The sequence below is a fragment of the Paenibacillus sp. JJ-100 genome, assembly GCF_948329825.1.
Lineage (GTDB): Bacteria > Bacillota > Bacilli > Paenibacillales > Paenibacillaceae > Paenibacillus.
This window is the reverse complement of the sequence record NZ_CAOJCM010000007.1, coordinates 36,936-54,078: the sequence shown is the minus strand read 5'-3', so window position 1 is coordinate 54,078 and position 17,143 is coordinate 36,936. Positions and strand designations below refer to the sequence as shown.

The 17,143-nt window shown below is 46.3% G+C and carries 17 protein-coding genes and 1 riboswitch; of the genes, 4 read left to right on the top strand and 13 right to left on the bottom strand.

Translation table 11 applies throughout. The annotated features are described in order from the left end of the window. Positions 1-7: 7 nt before the first annotated feature. The 4 genes from PQG66_RS21075 to PQG66_RS21060 all read right to left on the bottom strand — a co-directional run bounded on the left by PQG66_RS21075 (position 8) and on the right by PQG66_RS21060 (position 2,683). The gene (locus PQG66_RS21075) at positions 8-1,006 is read right to left on the bottom strand and encodes a hypothetical protein (RefSeq protein WP_272039790.1); all 999 of its coding nucleotides are present in this window, start codon (positions 1,004-1,006) and stop codon (positions 8-10) included. A gap of 28 nt (positions 1,007-1,034) precedes the next feature. Further along, complete coding sequence (locus PQG66_RS21070; RefSeq protein WP_272039789.1) at positions 1,035-1,955, bottom strand: helix-turn-helix transcriptional regulator; 921 nt, start codon at positions 1,953-1,955, stop codon at positions 1,035-1,037. Positions 1,956-2,038: 83 nt separating this feature from the next. Further along, the gene (locus PQG66_RS21065; protein ID WP_272039788.1) at positions 2,039-2,227 is read right to left on the bottom strand and encodes a hypothetical protein; all 189 of its coding nucleotides are present in this window, start codon (positions 2,225-2,227) and stop codon (positions 2,039-2,041) included. A 132-nt stretch (positions 2,228-2,359) separates the two neighbouring features. Beyond that, positions 2,360-2,683 carry an ArsR/SmtB family transcription factor gene (locus PQG66_RS21060; RefSeq protein ID WP_272039787.1) on the bottom strand — a complete coding sequence of 108 codons (324 nt, stop codon included), beginning with the start codon at positions 2,681-2,683 and terminating at the stop codon, positions 2,360-2,362. Between the two features lie 207 nt (positions 2,684-2,890). Between PQG66_RS21060 and PQG66_RS21055 the strand changes: the two genes are divergently transcribed. After that, a complete protein-coding gene (locus PQG66_RS21055) occupies positions 2,891-4,258 on the top strand; it encodes an MFS transporter (RefSeq protein ID WP_272039786.1) in 1,368 nt (455 codons plus the stop codon). Positions 4,259-4,417: 159 nt separating this feature from the next. Here PQG66_RS21055 and PQG66_RS21050 read toward each other — a convergent pair whose 3' ends face one another. The 3 genes from PQG66_RS21050 to PQG66_RS21040 form a co-directional block, all read right to left on the bottom strand. Further along, positions 4,418-4,870 carry a nuclear transport factor 2 family protein gene (locus tag PQG66_RS21050; protein WP_272039785.1) on the bottom strand — a complete coding sequence of 151 codons (453 nt, stop codon included), beginning with the start codon at positions 4,868-4,870 and terminating at the stop codon, positions 4,418-4,420. A gap of 286 nt (positions 4,871-5,156) precedes the next feature. Beyond that, entirely contained in the window at positions 5,157-5,564 is a 408-nt protein-coding gene (locus PQG66_RS21045) for an RrF2 family transcriptional regulator (protein WP_272039784.1), read from the bottom strand. A 147-nt stretch (positions 5,565-5,711) separates the two neighbouring features. Further along, complete coding sequence (locus tag PQG66_RS21040; RefSeq protein WP_272039783.1) at positions 5,712-6,551, bottom strand: AraC family transcriptional regulator; 840 nt, start codon at positions 6,549-6,551, stop codon at positions 5,712-5,714. Positions 6,552-6,668: 117 nt separating this feature from the next. Between PQG66_RS21040 and PQG66_RS21035 the strand changes: the two genes are divergently transcribed. Then, positions 6,669-7,673, top strand: coding sequence for a Gfo/Idh/MocA family protein (locus PQG66_RS21035; protein ID WP_272039782.1), 1,005 nt, complete (start codon positions 6,669-6,671; stop codon positions 7,671-7,673). Between the two features lie 88 nt (positions 7,674-7,761). Next, positions 7,762-8,712, top strand: coding sequence for an aldo/keto reductase (locus PQG66_RS21030; protein ID WP_272039781.1), 951 nt, complete (start codon positions 7,762-7,764; stop codon positions 8,710-8,712). 380 nt (positions 8,713-9,092) lie between these two features. Here the strand turns inward: PQG66_RS21030 and PQG66_RS21025 are convergent, their stop codons facing one another. Next, on the bottom strand, positions 9,093-10,112 hold the full coding sequence (locus PQG66_RS21025; RefSeq protein WP_272039780.1) for a Gfo/Idh/MocA family protein: 1,020 nt from the start codon (positions 10,110-10,112) through the stop codon (positions 9,093-9,095). Positions 10,113-10,208: 96 nt separating this feature from the next. Continuing rightward, complete coding sequence (locus PQG66_RS21020) at positions 10,209-10,985, bottom strand: sugar phosphate isomerase/epimerase family protein (RefSeq protein ID WP_272039779.1); 777 nt, start codon at positions 10,983-10,985, stop codon at positions 10,209-10,211. Between the two features lie 187 nt (positions 10,986-11,172). Between PQG66_RS21020 and PQG66_RS21015 the strand changes: the two genes are divergently transcribed. After that, entirely contained in the window at positions 11,173-12,042 is an 870-nt protein-coding gene (locus PQG66_RS21015) for a helix-turn-helix domain-containing protein (protein WP_272039948.1), read from the top strand. Positions 12,043-12,191: 149 nt separating this feature from the next. Here the strand turns inward: PQG66_RS21015 and mmuM are convergent, their stop codons facing one another. From mmuM to PQG66_RS20995, 4 genes are all read right to left on the bottom strand, one after another. Continuing rightward, entirely contained in the window at positions 12,192-13,166 is a 975-nt protein-coding gene (gene mmuM, locus PQG66_RS21010) for a homocysteine S-methyltransferase (RefSeq protein ID WP_272039778.1), read from the bottom strand. Beyond that, positions 13,163-14,557, bottom strand: a complete 1,395-nt coding sequence (mmuP, locus tag PQG66_RS21005) for an S-methylmethionine permease (protein ID WP_272039947.1) — start codon at positions 14,555-14,557, stop codon at positions 13,163-13,165. The genes mmuM and mmuP overlap by 4 nt, the downstream gene beginning before the upstream one ends. Before the next feature lie 91 nt (positions 14,558-14,648). Then, positions 14,649-14,750: riboswitch (SAM riboswitch) on the bottom strand. Between the two features lie 83 nt (positions 14,751-14,833). Continuing rightward, positions 14,834-16,036 (bottom strand): Ger(x)C family spore germination protein, encoded by a 1,203-nt coding sequence (locus tag PQG66_RS21000; protein ID WP_272039777.1) that lies wholly within the window; start codon positions 16,034-16,036, stop codon positions 14,834-14,836. Beyond that, the gene (locus PQG66_RS20995) at positions 16,033-17,133 is read right to left on the bottom strand and encodes a GerAB/ArcD/ProY family transporter (protein ID WP_272039776.1); all 1,101 of its coding nucleotides are present in this window, start codon (positions 17,131-17,133) and stop codon (positions 16,033-16,035) included. The genes PQG66_RS21000 and PQG66_RS20995 overlap by 4 nt, the downstream gene beginning before the upstream one ends. Positions 17,134-17,143 lie beyond the last annotated feature (10 nt).

Here is a 17,143-nt window from a genome sequence, read left to right as displayed (position 1 = left end):
TATCATTCTATCGTGCGGAATGTGCTCCCCACCTTGGTATAGTTGACCGTTTCAGGTCAGGGTACTTCCTGGATATCTCTCGAAAATAATTAACAGCCTCATCTTCCAGTGCTTTGGCCTTCACTAATACATGTGCTAGATCTTCTGTGGTGTCTGGTCGCAAGATCCGTCTATTCTCCTGCTGAACCATATATCCTCTCATCTGGTCAATTAACGTCCCAAGTTGTTCATAACATGCACAAGCTTGGTCCAGTTCGTTCCATATTCCTCGAACATCCTGCAGATACATCCGGATTTCAGTTCGAGAATGGCAGAAGGATTCCAAAATATAAGCCGCACCCGATTCATCGAAATCCCTACTCCGCAGGGCCTGTATCCACACATCATATGCCTGCCTACCTGAAGCAATATTCCGATCAGGCAGCAGACGATAGGGGGTATCCCAGTCCTCAATTGCAAGTCTCAGCGATTCCAGCAACATCTGCTGTTCAGGGATGCGGACCTGATCACCAAACATTTGACAATACCAAAATCCAGTAAAATTTAAGCCGAAATTATCATAAAGCAAAATCTCCGGTTCCTTGCTCCATCCGTCTTGCACATAAAAGATGCGGTCACTGTCATCATATCCATGAATAACACCGAACTCAGGAATCCAGTAAATTATACCTGTGCCTTCATCAAGACTACGTCTTACCCAATTCACTGCATCCTGCTGGTAATAACGGAACGTGGAATGGCGTGTACGTCCCCCATCCCAGATCGTGAATATCCCCAGGTTATCTATTCCCAGTCGATGCGCTTCCCCCCATTGTCCATATGCTGTAACCGATAGGGGAAGTAGTCTACGATGCACAGCCAGTTTGAAAGCCATGCCCGTATATCCGGCAAGTAAATACTTGGAACCTTGAAACTGACCCGTATGGGTGAGTATTGCATGCAGACTATCCACGTACGATTTGGACTCCCGCTTCATCATGAGGTGATCTAAAATAATCTCAGCCAAGGACGTATCTTCTCCTCTCTACGCTGGTTTATTCCACGTCTTGCTTACGTTGTATCGTGAGCCTGCCCATTAATTCTTCTGCATATTGCTGAAGCTTACGTCTAAGCCACCCTGGGGATAGAAGTTCCTCCCATTCGCTAATAAACAAATGCTGCAAGAAAGCGTCCGTGTCATAAAATTCAACTGAATAAATCTGATCTTGCCTCGCCCGAATGCGATACCCCTGCCATAGCTCAATATGCTGCAATTCCTTCAATCGAATCTCAGCTACAAACGGTTTACGCACAGGCAGTGGTTCTTCCCATCCACCTAGCAGGGCATCTGACCTGTACTCAAACCTCTCATCCAAGTTCGATACATGAACAACACCTTCCAATCGAATCGCCACTTGCTTCATAGGGTCTGCTTCATAACCCACAACGTAATCGGCGTTAAACTGGGATATCATCTTCAATGGACAAAAAGAAAACTGCCGTTCTCCATCGTGATCCCTGTAATGAATATGTACTTTACGCAAGTCAGTTATAGCATGGGACAACAATTCAAAGGATTGCAGCTGCTTCGGTTGCGCCGAAAACATCGGAATCGCGCTACTTCCTACCTTTTGTTCTTCTAACGTAAAACGCTCCAGCAAATGTGCTACACGTTTTACCGTGTCAGCTTGATCATAATCATAGTGTCGATAGCGATGCGCTAAATATTTCAGCACACGTTGCTCTTCTTCGGTCATATACAAATGGGGCAAACGAAACGTCTGATCCTCATAACAATAGCCCCGATATTTCGCCATATACACCAAAGGGGCTCGCAGAGAGCTTGCCATATATTCAATATCACGCTGAGCCTGACGACGGGAGATTTCAAATTCACGGGCGAGCCAGCTACTGTTCGGAAAACGTCCACCCCGAATCTGTTCATCAAACCAATGAATCCGATGCATATTACTCATTTTCCCGCCCCCATCTCAGCCAATGCTAATATATCCCATTATACCAAAAGACATGGCCCGTCCCTAAGAACAGGCCAGTTTTGTTATACGTGTGCCATATCCACTCTAGATTGCACTGCTTTGGAACATTTCTTGCATACTTTCAGACTTGTACCATCTGTTTTCGTCTGTGTATACAACAATTTAATTCGAGTACTACTGCACACAGGGCATGTTCCTCGGCCCCTGGAAGGGAGACTCCACAAGACACGTCCTCTTTTGGTTTTTGCCAATGGTTGTGAACCTCTTTTCAATATGGTTTGTGTGTACACCGTTATTATATAGAGCATGGTACGACACAAAATGTCGTATGAGTATTCGATCAATAAAAATGTCCTCTCTTCGAATGGAAGAAAGGACAACATTTAGGATGGATTTATATTTGTCTGAGCGGCTGCCTGTAATATGGGCTCCAATAGACCCGGAAAGCGTGCTTCCAAATCTTCAGACCGAAGTGTGATAAAGTGCTGTGTTCCCTGTATTCTAACTCGTATCACTCCAGCTTCTCGAAGCGTGCGAATGTGATGCGACATCGTTGATTTCACAACAGGTGCATGAAAATGGCTGCACGGCTGCTCTCCGCTTCTCGCTGCTTCTGCAACGATCCCGAGCCGGGTCGGATCACTGAGTGCATACAACACGGAAGAAAGTTCAATATCGGCTACTTGAGGATGATGTAAAATTTTCATAAGGTAGTCCCCTTTTCTCAGACTATGCGTTGTATTTTAACACAGATCCATGATATATTTCTAATGTTCGATTCCAATCGAACTATAATGTATTCGTTTATGTAACCCTGCTGTCATAGCAAGGGATTCACATCATACAGCATTATGCAAATGTTGCACACCGTTTCTGAAATGTTGCGAAACACACATTACTCTAGGAGGTTTTTTATGAATAATACCGCAACGGCATCATCAGGGGAACGGACTGGAATACAGGAAGGATTAATCGTAAGCTTGCTTGGCTTCACTGTTGTACTTGTTGTTATGAATACAATGATGTTCAATCTGGCGCTGCCCCAAATCGCAGCCGATTTTAGGCTTACATCTGTTGCTTCCTCATGGATTGTGACAGGGTACTCTATTGTATTTGCCATTTCCTCGATTACGTTCTCGCGTCTATCTGATTTTGTGCCGATCCGCACGCTCTTCACGACTGGACTTACTTTGCTCGGTACAGCATCCGTTCTCGGATTCTTCAGTAATCATTTTATCGTGCTGCTCATAGCGCGTCTGGTTCAGGCGGCAGGTGCAGCTTCCGTTCCGGGACTCGCCATTGTGTTAATCACCCGCTACATTCCGAATGATCGCCGGGGAAAATCAATGGCTGTCATCATGTCTGCCAGTTCGCTGGGTCTTGGACTCGGACCGGTACTTGGCGGAAGCATTACTCAGTTTTTGGGATGGCATGATCTGTTTATCGTGACGGGATTAACCCTGTTTTTAATTCCTGTTTTCTACAAACTATTACCTCGGGAGATCCCGCAAAAAGGTTCCTTCGACCTGCTTGGCGCAATCCTGCTTGCCATTGGTACAACCGGTATACTGTTGTTCCTGACATCTCGGAAGCCTATCACGCTAATTATTGGGGTAAGCGCACTGCTTCTGTTCTGGTTCCGCATTCGCCGTGCTGCAGATCCGTTTGTGCAACCCGCACTGTTCAAAGACAAAAAGTATATGATCCTCAGCTCGCTGGGTATTGTATCCTACATTAATAACTTCGCTACGCTGTTCCTGCTTCCGCAGGTTCTGGCGCACCTCTATGCGTTGACGCCTGCACAGTCAGGACTTGTCATCTTCCCCGGTGCACTTGTGTCTATGCTGTTGTCGAATCGCATTGGCCGTATGATTGACCGACATGGCAATACATTGCTATTAAAATTTGCACCTTGGTTACTGCTGGCTGCTGCCGGACTGTTTGCTCTATTCGCAGATCAGAGCATCTATGCCATTATGGCTGTATATATGCTGCTTAGCGTTGGTTTTTCTTCCTTGACAACAAGCGTATCCAATGAATTGTCGGGTAACCTGTCCATGGATCAAGTGGGCGCAGGCATGGGCCTTTTCCAGCTCAGTCAATTTTTCAGCGGTGCATTCAGCGTAGCGGTAACGGGTGTGGCTCTGACAGCAATGCAGAGTATACAGTTATCCTCAGCTTACAGTTATATCTTTTGGGGCATGACCGCAGTCGCCCTTGCATCGATTATCTTTTCGCAACTTTATCTGAGAATGCAGTCCCGGAAACATACCGCGGCCTAATTCCATTCCGCTTCATCCAACCAGAAGGAACTGTCCCACGACAGAACTTCTGGTTTTTTTACTTTTACCAATATAATGAATAAAGGATGAAACAACACAAAAAGACCTGATCGGGATCAGGTCCTAATGGCTTTAAAACTATACTGAATACAGCGTTACTTATTCAAACAGATCCAGTCTCAGACGTTTCAAAGTGGTATGCTGAATAAGCCATTGTCCATCGATTTTGACGAATGTTTCGTGATAGTGTCCGAATCCATGAAAAGATTTATTCTCATTGCCTTCAGGGAATGTTACTCTGTCTTCCATTGGAGAAATAACCTTAGCCTCCGTCGCGGATACAAACTCAACCTCTGCACTATGCACATGGTGCACGGTTACTGCCGGGTCTACCAGATCACGGAACACTTGAACAATGGTGTCACGTCCAGTCAACACAGGAATCGGATTTCCTTCTGTGCTAAAGTCAGCCACAGCATCCGGGGCAAAAACATCCCCAAGCTCGTCCCATGCTTTGGTATCAATATATCGGCAATAGCGCGCCTTGGTATTTCTAATATTTTCGAGTGCGAGCAACTGCTCCAGTTCAGTCATCATTGTTGTTTGGCTCATGTGTTTCCCTCCAGAGATGTAAGTATGATTAGTATGTATATCGTATCTTTCTTATTGTAACATCTTGCCTTGATGAAATACTAGACCGGCCGTTCCTGTCCGCTCTGCTCTTTACTCGAGGGAATCACACATGTGACGATTACCTAGTCTGGTTAAGTGTTAGTCCACCTATCTACATATCAAAAATCCCCCACCTCTCTCGCGAGATTTGGGGGATTCTAGTCTTAAAATGTAGTATATAAGATGAATTTTCTCCTTTTACAAAAGGCCTTCGGCCCAATGCACATTATAGTGAATGAGCTTCCCTCATTTGAGAAGCCAGCTCTGACATTTTTTTGTGATGCAAGAAACCTTCCATCTCTTCCTCCGCCTGTACCATGACCTGCTGGATCAAACATGCAGTATTATGGTCCTGTGAACATTCGAATAAAGAAGCTTTGCCTTCGATTGCATGAATGATCTCCAAGAACGAAGGATCAGGATTTCTACGGCTCAGCCGATATCCGCCATTGGCACCAGAAGTGGATTCAATCATGCCAGCCTTCACTAGTTTCGTTAATATTTTGGACAGATACGTTGGTGATACTTTCTGAAACTCAGCCAGCTGATGCACGCTGATCAGTTGTTCAGGCGCGGTGCTGACAAGATATAACATCGTATGCAGAGCATAGTTTGTCGCTTTGGAATATTTCATGAGAGGACACCTCAATATATACGGATTTAATTTATCCATAATAGACCTGATTAAACACTCTGTCAAACGAATCCGCATGAGATCCAGCAAGAAAGAAGACATGTCACGGGAATTCGTTCAGTAGAGTGTGACACTACGATGAAGCTTTTATTTGTGATACAGCCCTCGATAATCTGTAGGGGTCATGCCCTCATGCGCCAAAAACTGGCGGTTAAAATAGCTGGCATTCGGATAGCCTGCCTCCTCCGCAATCTGCCCAATGTTAGCCGACGGACGCTCAAGCAGCCATTGCTTGGCCATTTGCAGCCGTGAACGGGTGATGAACTCCATCGGAGTCATCTCTACAGCATTTTTAAATATTTTGCAAAAATAATACGTACTCACTCCTGCCCGATCCGCCCAGTCTTGTAATAGAAAAGGCTCGCATGCTTCCTGCTGCATCTGCGGTAATAACGCAAGTACCCGGCTCTCCGTTTTACTCGTGGTACGTGTGTTCTTGAGGGGCACGGCATGTTGCACGAATTCCGCCAACAAAGCATAAGTCAACGTGGATAACTGGGCTGGACGAAGCATCCTGTTCTGCTCCGCTTCTTCAAGGAGTGCCAGATGTGCTTCTTCCCAGGAAGTGCCCTGTCTCAGTGTCCATAATAAATTGCGGTGCAGGCCGCGCTCCAGCATGTAATCATGCAGCCTTTCCCCATAAAAATGAACCCAGCGTACATCCCACGGTTCATCTTCACTACTGTAATAATGCTGCCGTTGATGAGGAAAATACAGCACCGCTTGACCTGCCCGAAGCTCATGTACCACTCCATCGGCCTCCACGTATCCTTTACCTGCCGCAACATAATGAATATTGAAATTGTTCAGCACGCCAGCCTCACGTAAAACTGCGTGCTGCGCATGTTCCGTATAATGTCCAACAGACTCCGGGTAGCAAAAATAAGGGATATCCTGCAAAGTCAGCAATACGGTTTGTCTCATCATGCTTGTTCACTCCATTAAACAATATTGTGTTAATTCAATTCAATATATTATCATTTTAATTCATCCATCTATTCATTATAATCACAATATACATTCAATTACAGGAGGAAACAAGATATGAATTCTGTTCAAAAGTTACGCTGGGGCATTCTTGGTAGCGCCAACATTGCAATAGGTTCCGTCATTCCTGGCTTGCAGCAATCCGAATTAAACGAAGTTACCGCTATTGCCAGCCGTGATCTCGATAAAGCACAGCAAACTGCTGATAAACTTGGTATTGAAAAGGCTTACGGGAGCTATGAAGCGATTTTGGAGGACGATTCCATTGATGCCGTTTACATCCCACTGCCCAATCATCTGCATCGGGAATGGACGATCCGTGCGGCACAAGCCGGCAAACATATTTTATGTGAAAAACCACTCGCTCTGACGGAAAAGGAAGCCTTGGAAATGGTAGAAGCATGCGCAGATGCAGGTGTGCATCTGGCAGAAGCATTCATGTACCGCCATCACCCGCGTTATGACCAGATTCGCGAGATCATTGCGAGCGGTGAGATCGGTGAAATCCGTGGCATCCACAGTACGTTTTCGTTCAACAATTCCGGTTCATCCGGTAACGTTCGTTTCCGTAAGGAATGGGGCGGCGGCGCATTGTATGATATCGGCTGTTATTCCATCAGTGCAGCTCGTCTTCTCCTAGATCAGGAGCCAAAGGCAGTAACGGTCATCGGCATGTTCTCCCCGGAGCATGATCAGGTGGATATGATGGCTTCCGGACTGCTTGAATTCGACAATCACGTAGGCGTTACATTTGACAGCAGCATGTGGGCAGCCTTCCGCAACACACTGGAGGTACTCGGGTCTGAGGGCATCATTGAAGTACCTTCTGCATATATCGCTCGTCCGGACAGCAGCTCTAACTTCTTTGTGACTTCGGGTGGTGAACGTCGGGAGGTTGAGGTTCCTCAAGTCAATCACTACGCACTGCAAGGGGATGATATGGCCCGTGCTGTACTCCAAGGTAAAGAGCTTCGTTTCGCCTCTTCCGATGCAGCCGCTAATATGAAAGTGCTTGAAGCTTGTCTTCGCTCGGCGGAAGAGCGTACACGCATCACGCTTTAAAAAAATGTACTAGGGTAGGTCTTACAACAGCTTATGGCAATAAGCCATTAAAACGATTAACCCTTTAATAAGAGAGGATGGTTTATCTATGGAATATATCGATATCGCTGGTGCAGGCAAACGTGTCTCCCGTTTAATCAAAGGAACCGACTATTTTGTACATGATGCCTATGAGAAAGCCGCAACAAATCTGGATGCATTCCTAGCCATCGGTGGTAATACGGTAGATACAGCACATATCTATTGCGGAGGACAGAGCGAAGAGGTTCTTGGGCGTTATATGAAGGAACGTGGTAATCGCGACCAGATGGTCATTCTAACCAAAGGAGCGCATCATAATCAACACGGACCACGTGTGAATGCGGAGGCCATTCGCAGCGATCTGACCGACAGTCTGGAGCGGCTGCAGACGGATCATGTCGAGCTGTATGCCTTGCATCGGGACGATCCCAACGTACCTGTTGCTGTCATCCTTGAAGCCCTGAACGAACACATCGAGTCTGGAAAAATCGGCGCCATCGGCGCCTCGAACTGGACCTGGCAGCGGCTGGAGGAAGCTAACGCTTATGCCGCATCCCATGGTCTCAAAGGATTCACGTTCAGCAGCCCGAATCTCAGTCTCGCCAAAGCGAACGAACCATTCTGGGCAGGCTGTGTATCCGCGGATGCTGAGACGCTCGCGTGGCATGAGCGTACACAACTGCCGCTGCTGTCTTGGTCTTCTCAGGCTCGCGGCTTCTTCACTGGTCGATTCACGCCTGAGGTACGCGATAACGCGGATTTAGTACGTGTATTCTACAGCGATGGCAACTGGGAACGTCTTCGCCGTGCCGGGGAATTGGCTGAAGCGAAGAAGACAACCACGATTCAGATTGCTCTGGCCTATGTGTTGAATCAATCTTTCCCGACCTGTGCTCTAATCGGGGCACAAAATCAGGCAGAGTTACTCTCCTGTGATGAAGGTTCCCGCATCACGCTGAATTCCGAAGAAATCGCCTGGATTGATCTGGCGAGTGAGGTTAAGCCAGCTAGTCTATAGTACTAATACTGATACGCGAACCTTCCATGCTCTATCAGATTAAAGGTGTATGCATAAGTAGCAACCGAGTAAGCAAATCCTATGATCGTGTACAATGGATCAAAAGATCGGATTAAACAAACAGGGGCAGCTCAGATCATCATCTGAACTGCCCCGTTTTTTGGTTTATTTTTTGCTGATTCTTGTGTTGAATGCGTTGAATGCCTTTGAACTAGATGCTGTTACACTAATCACTTGTCCTCGCGTGTTATTTTGAAGTCAATGACAAAAGGACATCCGCCAGTATATTGCACTGGAGAATGTCCCTTATTTGAAGTCATACACTACCTGGGATTGTATTCAGTCTTAGAATCCATCCCGTTCAAGCTCATTACAACCTATTACAGCTTAATGATTTGACCTGTTTTCTGAGACTCAAACGCAGCCAGGATGACTTGCAGAGAACGCAAGCCCTCTTCACCAGAGATGCTTGGAGGTGTCTTCGTCACAATGGATTCTACGAATGCATCGATCACACCACTTGGTACTTGTTTTTCGTTAGTAGCCATCGCGCCAACTTTGTACGTTTCAACCGTACCATTAGTCAACTCGACGATTACCTCGTCACCATCGATAGTACCAATTTTCATTACACCATTCTCACACCACAGCACGGTGCTATTGTCTCCGCCTCTATACTGTGTCCAGCTAGCTACGAGTGTGCCAATTGCCCCACTCTTCATGCGAAGCAGACACGTTGCATTATCATCCACTTCCGTGCCTTCTTTATGCAGCGTGCTGATGAAACCAGCCACTTCGGACACTTCATCATTCAGCAAATAACGGATAAAGTCGGATTTATGCACGCCAAGGTCGCCCATTGCGCCCATGATCGCTTCTTCTTTGCGGAAAAACCAGCTGCCTGCTCCGTCCACACTCCATGCCTCTGGACCTGGGTGACCAAAGGAAGTACGGAAGTTCAGTACTTTACCCAGTCGACCGGAATCCAGAATCTCTTTCGCTTTCACATGCGGAGGCATCAGACGCTGATTGTGGCCTACCATCAGATATACACCATTTTTCTTGGCTGCTTCAATCATCTGCTCGCCTTCTTCGGTCGAAACCGCCATCGGTTTCTCAACAAGCACATGCTTGCCCGCATTTGCAGCAGCAATCGCCATTGGTGCATGCAGATGATTCGGTGTACATACGCTCACCGCATCTACAGTTTCGCTCGCAAGCAATTCCTCGTAACTGGAATATGCTTTACCGCCGTACATATCAGCCATTTCTTGCGCACGCTCCACAATCGGATCAGCGAAAGCAACAAGTTCTACGTTCTCATTGGCAGCGTACTCTGGAATATGTCTGCGCTGGGCAATAGCTCCACAGCCGAATACAGCAACTTTAATTTTACTCATGTACATAAGTCTCCTTTGACAATTAGATTCATGTTTGACATGGTCAGATGTTACGTCTGGAACAAATGTTGCCTAGCGTCTAAGTACTTGGCTATTTTAGAACTTGTTCAGATAGTTTTGTTTTAGCCAGTTGTGACTGTTCTCTACGCTTTCAAGTGGAGGGTTCTGACATACGTCCTGTTCGACGATTAGCCACTCTACACCAGCTTTTGTTGCGCTTTCAATAACAGCCGGAAGATCCACATCGCCTTGTCCTAGTTCCAGTGTTTTCATCTGTCCCTGCTCGTCTTTGCTGAAATCTTTCAAGTGAAGCAGCGGCAAACGGCCCGCATATTTATTAATATACTCGATTGGATTTTGTCCAGCAAACTGCACCCAACATACGTCCATTTCCACTTGCACTGCTTCTGGAGTGGTTTGAGCGAACATAGCATCAAATGCATTCGCATCCCCAACCTGACCGTGGAATTCGAAATCATGATTGTGATAACCGAAGATCAAACCTTGTTTTGCTGCTTCAGCTCCGTACTGTTGCAATTCCTCAAACAGCTTCGTCCAGCCCTCTGCATTGTCCGGGCGATCCTCCGGCATCAGATAAGGGCAGATCATATATTGTGCACCAATCGTTTTCAGGTAGTCGATTTCTTTTTGCAGATTGTCGCGCATCGCATGAAGGGACACGTGGCTGCTGAAACCTTTCAGGCCCAGCTCTTCTAGTAGCGCTTTCATTTCTTCTGCTGGTATGTCACCATATCCGGCAAATTCTACTCCTTCGTATCCAAGAGCGGCTACTTTGCGCAGTGTACCACGAAAATCTGCTGCAGTTTCATCACGAAGTGTAAAAAGTTGCAAACCAATGTTCAATTTTTTCATGACAGATACTCCTCTGCTCTCAAATTTGCTTGCATTGCTCTATCTGGTTTCATCCTAACGCAAAACAGGCTAGAATGAACATATACAATATAGTCAGAACATGAACTATCTGATCAATTTTTATTTCGATCCTAAATGTTCCCATCATTCCGGCTATCTGGATGCACTGGGGCAGTATCACGAATCGATGAATCGAGTGGATCGAACATTGGGGGGGCGTACATCTTTGGACACATTAGACACATCCGTATTGATCTGCGACTATTCCTATCACTACAAGGCATTCACCCATAATATGAAAGGCGAGCTGTCCACCTACCTGTTCCGCTTGCAGACAGAAGGCACGTGTAAAGTATATGTACAAGAAGAGGAATTCCGTATGACCAGCGGTGATCTGCTATTGCTCAAACCGGGGGATGATTATCGCCTCGTGGTGGATGAGCCACATAAGGAAGGGCGCTTATCTAGCGGGGACTATTATCTGTTCTGTGAAGGGCGCTGGATTGAACAGTGGTGGAAACGCCAGCATCGTGCAACAGTAAGCCGGATCGGACTGGATGATAAACTAATCAGTCTGTGGCGTAACATGTTGCTGGAGAAACGGCGCGGCCCACTGGAGGAAAATGCGGAGCTGAAGGATGCACTGCTGCGGGGATTATGCCTGTATATTGACCGGGCGATTACGGAAAATATTCAGACCGACCGTGCCGTCTCATCGGCACTTAAGCTGAAGCGTTTTATCGAAGAACATGCCACTGTCACGTTTAAATTGGAGGAAGCTGCACGTTATGCGGGACTGAGTCTCTCTCGTGCTGTGCGTTTATTCAAGGAACACTATAATCAAACCATGATCCAATATGCTATTGAAATCCGCCTGAATGCTGCACTGGAGCGCATGAAATATAGTGAAATGACACTGGAGCATATAGCCGAATCCTGCGGTTTTGCCAGCTACTCTTATTTCCACCGGGTGTTTCGGGCACACTTTGGTGTGTCTCCCGCAGAATACATGAAATTTAGACAGCATGAACCCATAGATGATCTGGAACATGTGTAACGCAGGCTGCTTTCACCACATATGTTAGTTGTTGAATAAATAAAAAAAGTCCCTACTCTACCAAACAGGTAAGTAAGGACTCTTTTTTATATTCTTTAAGTCTACATGTTCATATAATAAGCTCTTTCTATATAAACAACATCGTATTTTTAGCTCCGCCACTTCTTCGCCAGCTCACCAATCTGATGTGGTGTGGTACGGCAGCAGCCGCCAATAATCTGAGCGCCTGCAGCAACCCATTGTTCCGACGCGTCTTTCATACTACCACAGGAGCCTTGACCACTCCACGTTTTCGTCTCGGCATCATAAATCTCTCCTGAATTCGGGTATACAATAACAGGTTTATCGCTGGCTTGGCGCAGTATGCCAATGGCTTCTGTGACTACATCCATCGGAGCACAATTCAGACCGATTGCCGCAATCTGCGGCTCCGATCCAAATGTCTGTGCGCATACTTCAAGCGGTGTACCCTCGCTGATGCTTGTCCCATCTTTTAATGAAAAGGATAGCCAGGCATATGCCTCCGGAAATTCCTTTAGCAGTTCAACGAGCACCCGAGCTTCCTGCAGGGATGGAATTGTCTCAAAGGCCAAAATGTCAGCTCCCGCTTCAATCAGCGCGGCCATTCGCGGACGATGGAATGCAGCGAGTGTTTCATCCGATACGTCGTAATGTCCAACGTACTCCGACCCATCCGCCAGATAGGCACCATATGGGCCGACAGACCCGGCAACGATCGGCTTTGGACGGCGGATGGCGGCTGCTTCGCTTCCCTGCAATTCTGACCACACGTCATCTCTAGCTTTGGCAGCCAGCTTCACTGTTTTGCGAATCAGATCCAGTGCAGCTTCCTCTCCAATGCCACGCTTACGGAAACCTTCGATGGTCGCCTGATAACTAGAGGTAATTGCACAGTCCGCGCCAGCACGGAAATAATCAGCATGCACGTTCACGATTATATCCGGGTTCTCCAGCAAGACACGTGCAGACCAGAGCGGATCATCCAGATCACAGCCATGTTGTTCAAGCTCCGTCGCCAGTGCACCATCCAGAATCATGACTGGATACTTACTCAAAATTCGTTGTATAGCATCTATAGAGTTACTTTTTTGCGATTGAGTCATTGTGTTAGCCCTCTTTTCTTCTTCGTACGATCCGTCAAATAATACACGACATAACATAAAATAATGAATGGAATACCACAATACAAAGCAATCCGTTGCGTAGGATCAAAAGCAATACCGATACAGGATGCCAAGCACAACAAAAATGAAACGATCGGCACGATTGGATATAACGGTGTGCGGTACACCAGATCTTTCACGTCATGTCCTTCCCGAAGATACTGTCTGCGGAACATATACTGAGATACGCTAATGCTCATCCACACCGCCACGACAGCAAGACCCGAGATGGATACGAGCGTAATATAGACGGTTCCAGGTGCAATGATACTGGACAGTAAAGCCAGCGCACCACCAGCCATACTCAGCAAAAGTGCATTGAATGGAACGCCGCGTTTGGTCAAGCGGGCAAACCATGGAGATATTGTTTTTTTATCCGCCAGGGACCAGAGCATCCGGGATGAAGCATATAGTCCAGAGTTAGCTGCCGAAAGAATGGCCGTTATAATGACAAAGTTCATAATATCAGCCGCATACGGAATGCCGACCCGCTCCATGACAGCCACAAATGGACTCTCCAGCACACTTGCATCCGACGATGGCAGCAATGCCGACAAAATAACAATGGTACCAATGAAGAAAATAATTAAACGCCACAGCGTTGTATGGATAGCTTTCGGTATCGTTTTCTCCGGATTTTCAGTTTCACCTGCTGCAATACCAATCAGTTCCGTTCCAGAGAAGGCAAAGTTAACTGCAAGCATCGTCATTAAAATTGCGGTCGCTCCGTGCGGAAACCACCCTGACGCTGTAATGTTGGAAAAAAACGGAGCAGGTTCAGCATCTGCCATTGGAATAATGCCAAACATCGCAGCCCCGCCAAGAAGGATAAAGATGACGATCGTCGTCACTTTCACCAAGGAGAACCAGAACTCCGATTCAGCAAAAAGTTTGACTGTGAACGCATTAAACAAGAAGATCATCAGTGCAAATAGACCACTCCAGATCCAGACATTGACAGACGGAAACCAGCGCTGCATAAGTAGCCCAGCGGCTGTGAATTCCGATCCCAGAGCCACTGTCCAGGTAAGCCAGTACAGCCAGGCAACGGTATAACCTGTAGCCGGTCCAATGTATTTAGCTGCGTAACTATGGAATGCCCCTGTCTCCGGCATGTGAACGGATAGTTCACCTAGACAGAGCATCACCAGATACACCACCAATGCACCAATCAGATAAGATAGAATCGTACCTAACGGCCCAGCCTGCTGGATGGTATACCCTGAGCTGAGGAACAGACCTGTTCCGATGACGCCACCAAGTGAGAGCATGACTACATGCCTCGTTTGCATTTTTCGCTGAAATTGACCCCTATTACTGCTATTTTCCATATAATCTGCTCCCCGTCTCTTCATCCAGAACAAACAAAAAAGACCCACTCTTCCCGAAGAGTGCGCCGCTACTGACAAATAAAAACTAACGCTCCCATCTATCAGGCTTTCACCCGCTGGAATTAGCACAGTATCCTTAAGATCTGTTGCTGAGGTTTCTAAGGGCCAGTCCCTCCACCTCTCTGGATAAGAATATGATTTTGTATAACTATATCGATTGATGTCGAATGTGTCAACATCATAAATAGGAACACCCTCGAACAGTCATGTATCCCACTACTCCGTGGAAGAGCCTGGATTTGTAATTGTTGTTTTAATCTCATACGTTATGGTTACCGTTGCAAATACTTCATCCCAGTTATCTTTTACTTTCTTCCACGTTTTTGGATAATGAATCCGGAGGCTGTCCCGAAAATCAGCAACGTCAACCTTATAGATATGCTGGAGTTTATAGAGCATTTGTTCAATCTGTTGCTTAGCTAATTTGGCAAACTCCGCCTCCAGCTCCTTCAGATAAGCCCCCTTCTCTTCTCTTTCGGGAGCACGCCAGTCCTCCATTAACCAGCCTTCGGATTCAGCTTTAACGTGGAACGAAATGTCTCCGCCGACCACCTTCGGAATAATTTTTGTCCTTTTATTCTTAATCTCATAGGTGACCGTGAAACCTTCCTTGCTATATGTTTTGATGACACCTGATCGTTCTTTAGGCTTAATCCATGACAAAGCCTCGAGATCGGTTTGGCTGAGCTCTCCTACAAATTTGGTTGTTTTGGCTGCAAATATACTACCTCCTGAAAATTTGTCTTCCCCCTTATAGCTCAGCACATTTTGAAGCAGGAAACTGGATCCTGATTGCATCTGTGCATCCAGTTTGGATAGTGAAACAGGTTCTATGATTTTATTCGATATATATGAGTTATTCGTAATTCCCGTGAGATAGAAGGCCGGAATCCGGGTAGGATCTTTCGATGTGAGCACATCCACTGCTCGTTGATGACTGATCAGCACAAGACAGTTCGGACGAATATCATTATCTCGAAGTATAAAATCAAGTAACTGTTTCAGCCCATACTTTTTGGCTATATCCTTGGAAACAACAATCACTTTCAGATGATGTCCAATAAGTGGATGATCACGGCGCAAGGCGAACTGCCGAAAAATCTGGAGCATTGAATCTCCTGTGAGTTGTTCGTTTGAATAGGAGGATTTCCCAGAAGATGGCGAACCACCTTGCTCACTCTGCTGACTACTCGACTTTCCTGGAGCAATCTGAACGGTGGCCGTAACATTGTCTTTTTCCGGATAGATGCCTCCTTGAGAGGCTATATTCTTCTCAAATTCTGTCTCTTCGCCAACATCAATTCCGAGACCGACATACAGACTTAAGTCTTCAATCTCACGGCTACTCCAGCACCCCGAGATTAGACTAAGAATGAGCATTGCAGAGACGATACGCAGCCACAACCGGAGTGATCTCATGTCTGTGTACCTCCTTTTTTACGAATAATGCTAACTACTAACAATATGAAAGGTGTGATTGCAAACAAAATGACAGATAGATCACCCAACCTGTCACCGAGTGCAAACGTTTCATATACATTTTTGGGAATCATGGCTGTCAGATAGATGATGGGTAGAAGCACGTACATGATTGTCCGTATTCTCTTAGCTTTGAACAGATCACGAATCCCCACAGAAGCCAAGTAATGGGTGATGGCGAAGGTCGAGAAAATCTGCATAATCCATATGACCAGCAATAACGATTCGAATCGTTCAAAGATTAAACCCTGAATCTCAAAACTTCGTACCAAATCCAGCGTTGGCCAGGTTCTCGTTTTAATCCCATCCAGGGACAAACTACCAACAACCATCACGACCGTTATCAGATAGATGGATGTGGATATTCCCAGTCCCCATACCATGGCCTTATTGCTTTTTTTCGGATTTTGCATATAGGCTGTAATGACAAGCATAACCTCATAACCTGTGTATGACAGCAATGAAGGTTTCAATCCTCTAATCACAGGCATGATGCCCTCTCCAAGTACCGGTCTGAGATTACCGATCTCAAACAGCTGATTACTGAGTAAAATTTCCATGACAAATATAATCAGGGTAATCGGCAAGATGACCTCAAATACACGTACGATGACCGCCAGTCCACCAGAAATTAGATAGATTCCAATCCACATAAACACCATCACAATCGCCCATGTAGGTGTACGTTCCAGCAGATACATGCCGGTTACATCGGCCATCACCCGAATCTCAAAGGCTGCGATAACCATAAAATAAACGATAGTCGCACAGCCTAGTATGTAGCCTATCCACCGTCCCGTGATCTCCCCTGTGAATTGGAACACGTTTTTGTCGGGGAATCTTCGGCATAAGGTTACCATAATCAATCCAACACCCGTAATAATAAGCCCGGAGAGAATGATGGAGATCCAGACGTCGGGTGTTCCAACGGCTCTGCTAGTTGTCCGGGGCAGTGTTAATATGCCTGCACCCAGCATATAATTGACGATAATAACTACGGTTTGCGTGGTATTAATTTTCACTTGGGAGTCATTCACTTCAACAGAC

Bases quoted from the DNA above. Each gene is read 5' to 3' on its own strand.
- PQG66_RS21070 (WP_272039789.1), bottom strand. From the start codon at position 1,955: ATGAGTAATATGCATCGGATTCATTGGTTTGATGAACAGATTCGGGGT.
- PQG66_RS21060 (WP_272039787.1), bottom strand. From the start codon at position 2,683: ATGAAAATTTTACATCATCCTCAAGTAGCCGATATTGAACTTTCTTCC.
- PQG66_RS21055 (WP_272039786.1), top strand. From the start codon at position 2,891: ATGAATAATACCGCAACGGCATCATCAGGGGAACGGACTGGAATACAG.
- PQG66_RS21050 (WP_272039785.1), bottom strand. From the start codon at position 4,870: ATGAGCCAAACAACAATGATGACTGAACTGGAGCAGTTGCTCGCACTC.
- PQG66_RS21045 (WP_272039784.1), bottom strand. From the start codon at position 5,564: ATGAAATATTCCAAAGCGACAAACTATGCTCTGCATACGATGTTATAT.
- PQG66_RS21040 (WP_272039783.1), bottom strand. From the start codon at position 6,551: ATGATGAGACAAACCGTATTGCTGACTTTGCAGGATATCCCTTATTTT.
- PQG66_RS21035 (WP_272039782.1), top strand. From the start codon at position 6,669: ATGAATTCTGTTCAAAAGTTACGCTGGGGCATTCTTGGTAGCGCCAAC.
- PQG66_RS21030 (WP_272039781.1), top strand. From the start codon at position 7,762: ATGGAATATATCGATATCGCTGGTGCAGGCAAACGTGTCTCCCGTTTA.
- PQG66_RS21025 (WP_272039780.1), bottom strand. From the start codon at position 10,112: ATGAGTAAAATTAAAGTTGCTGTATTCGGCTGTGGAGCTATTGCCCAG.
- PQG66_RS21020 (WP_272039779.1), bottom strand. From the start codon at position 10,985: ATGAAAAAATTGAACATTGGTTTGCAACTTTTTACACTTCGTGATGAA.
- PQG66_RS21015 (WP_272039948.1), top strand. From the start codon at position 11,173: ATGAATCGAGTGGATCGAACATTGGGGGGGCGTACATCTTTGGACACA.
- mmuM (WP_272039778.1), bottom strand. From the start codon at position 13,166: ATGACTCAATCGCAAAAAAGTAACTCTATAGATGCTATACAACGAATT.
- mmuP (WP_272039947.1), bottom strand. From the start codon at position 14,557: ATGGAAAATAGCAGTAATAGGGGTCAATTTCAGCGAAAAATGCAAACG.
- PQG66_RS21000 (WP_272039777.1), bottom strand. From the start codon at position 16,036: ATGAGATCACTCCGGTTGTGGCTGCGTATCGTCTCTGCAATGCTCATT.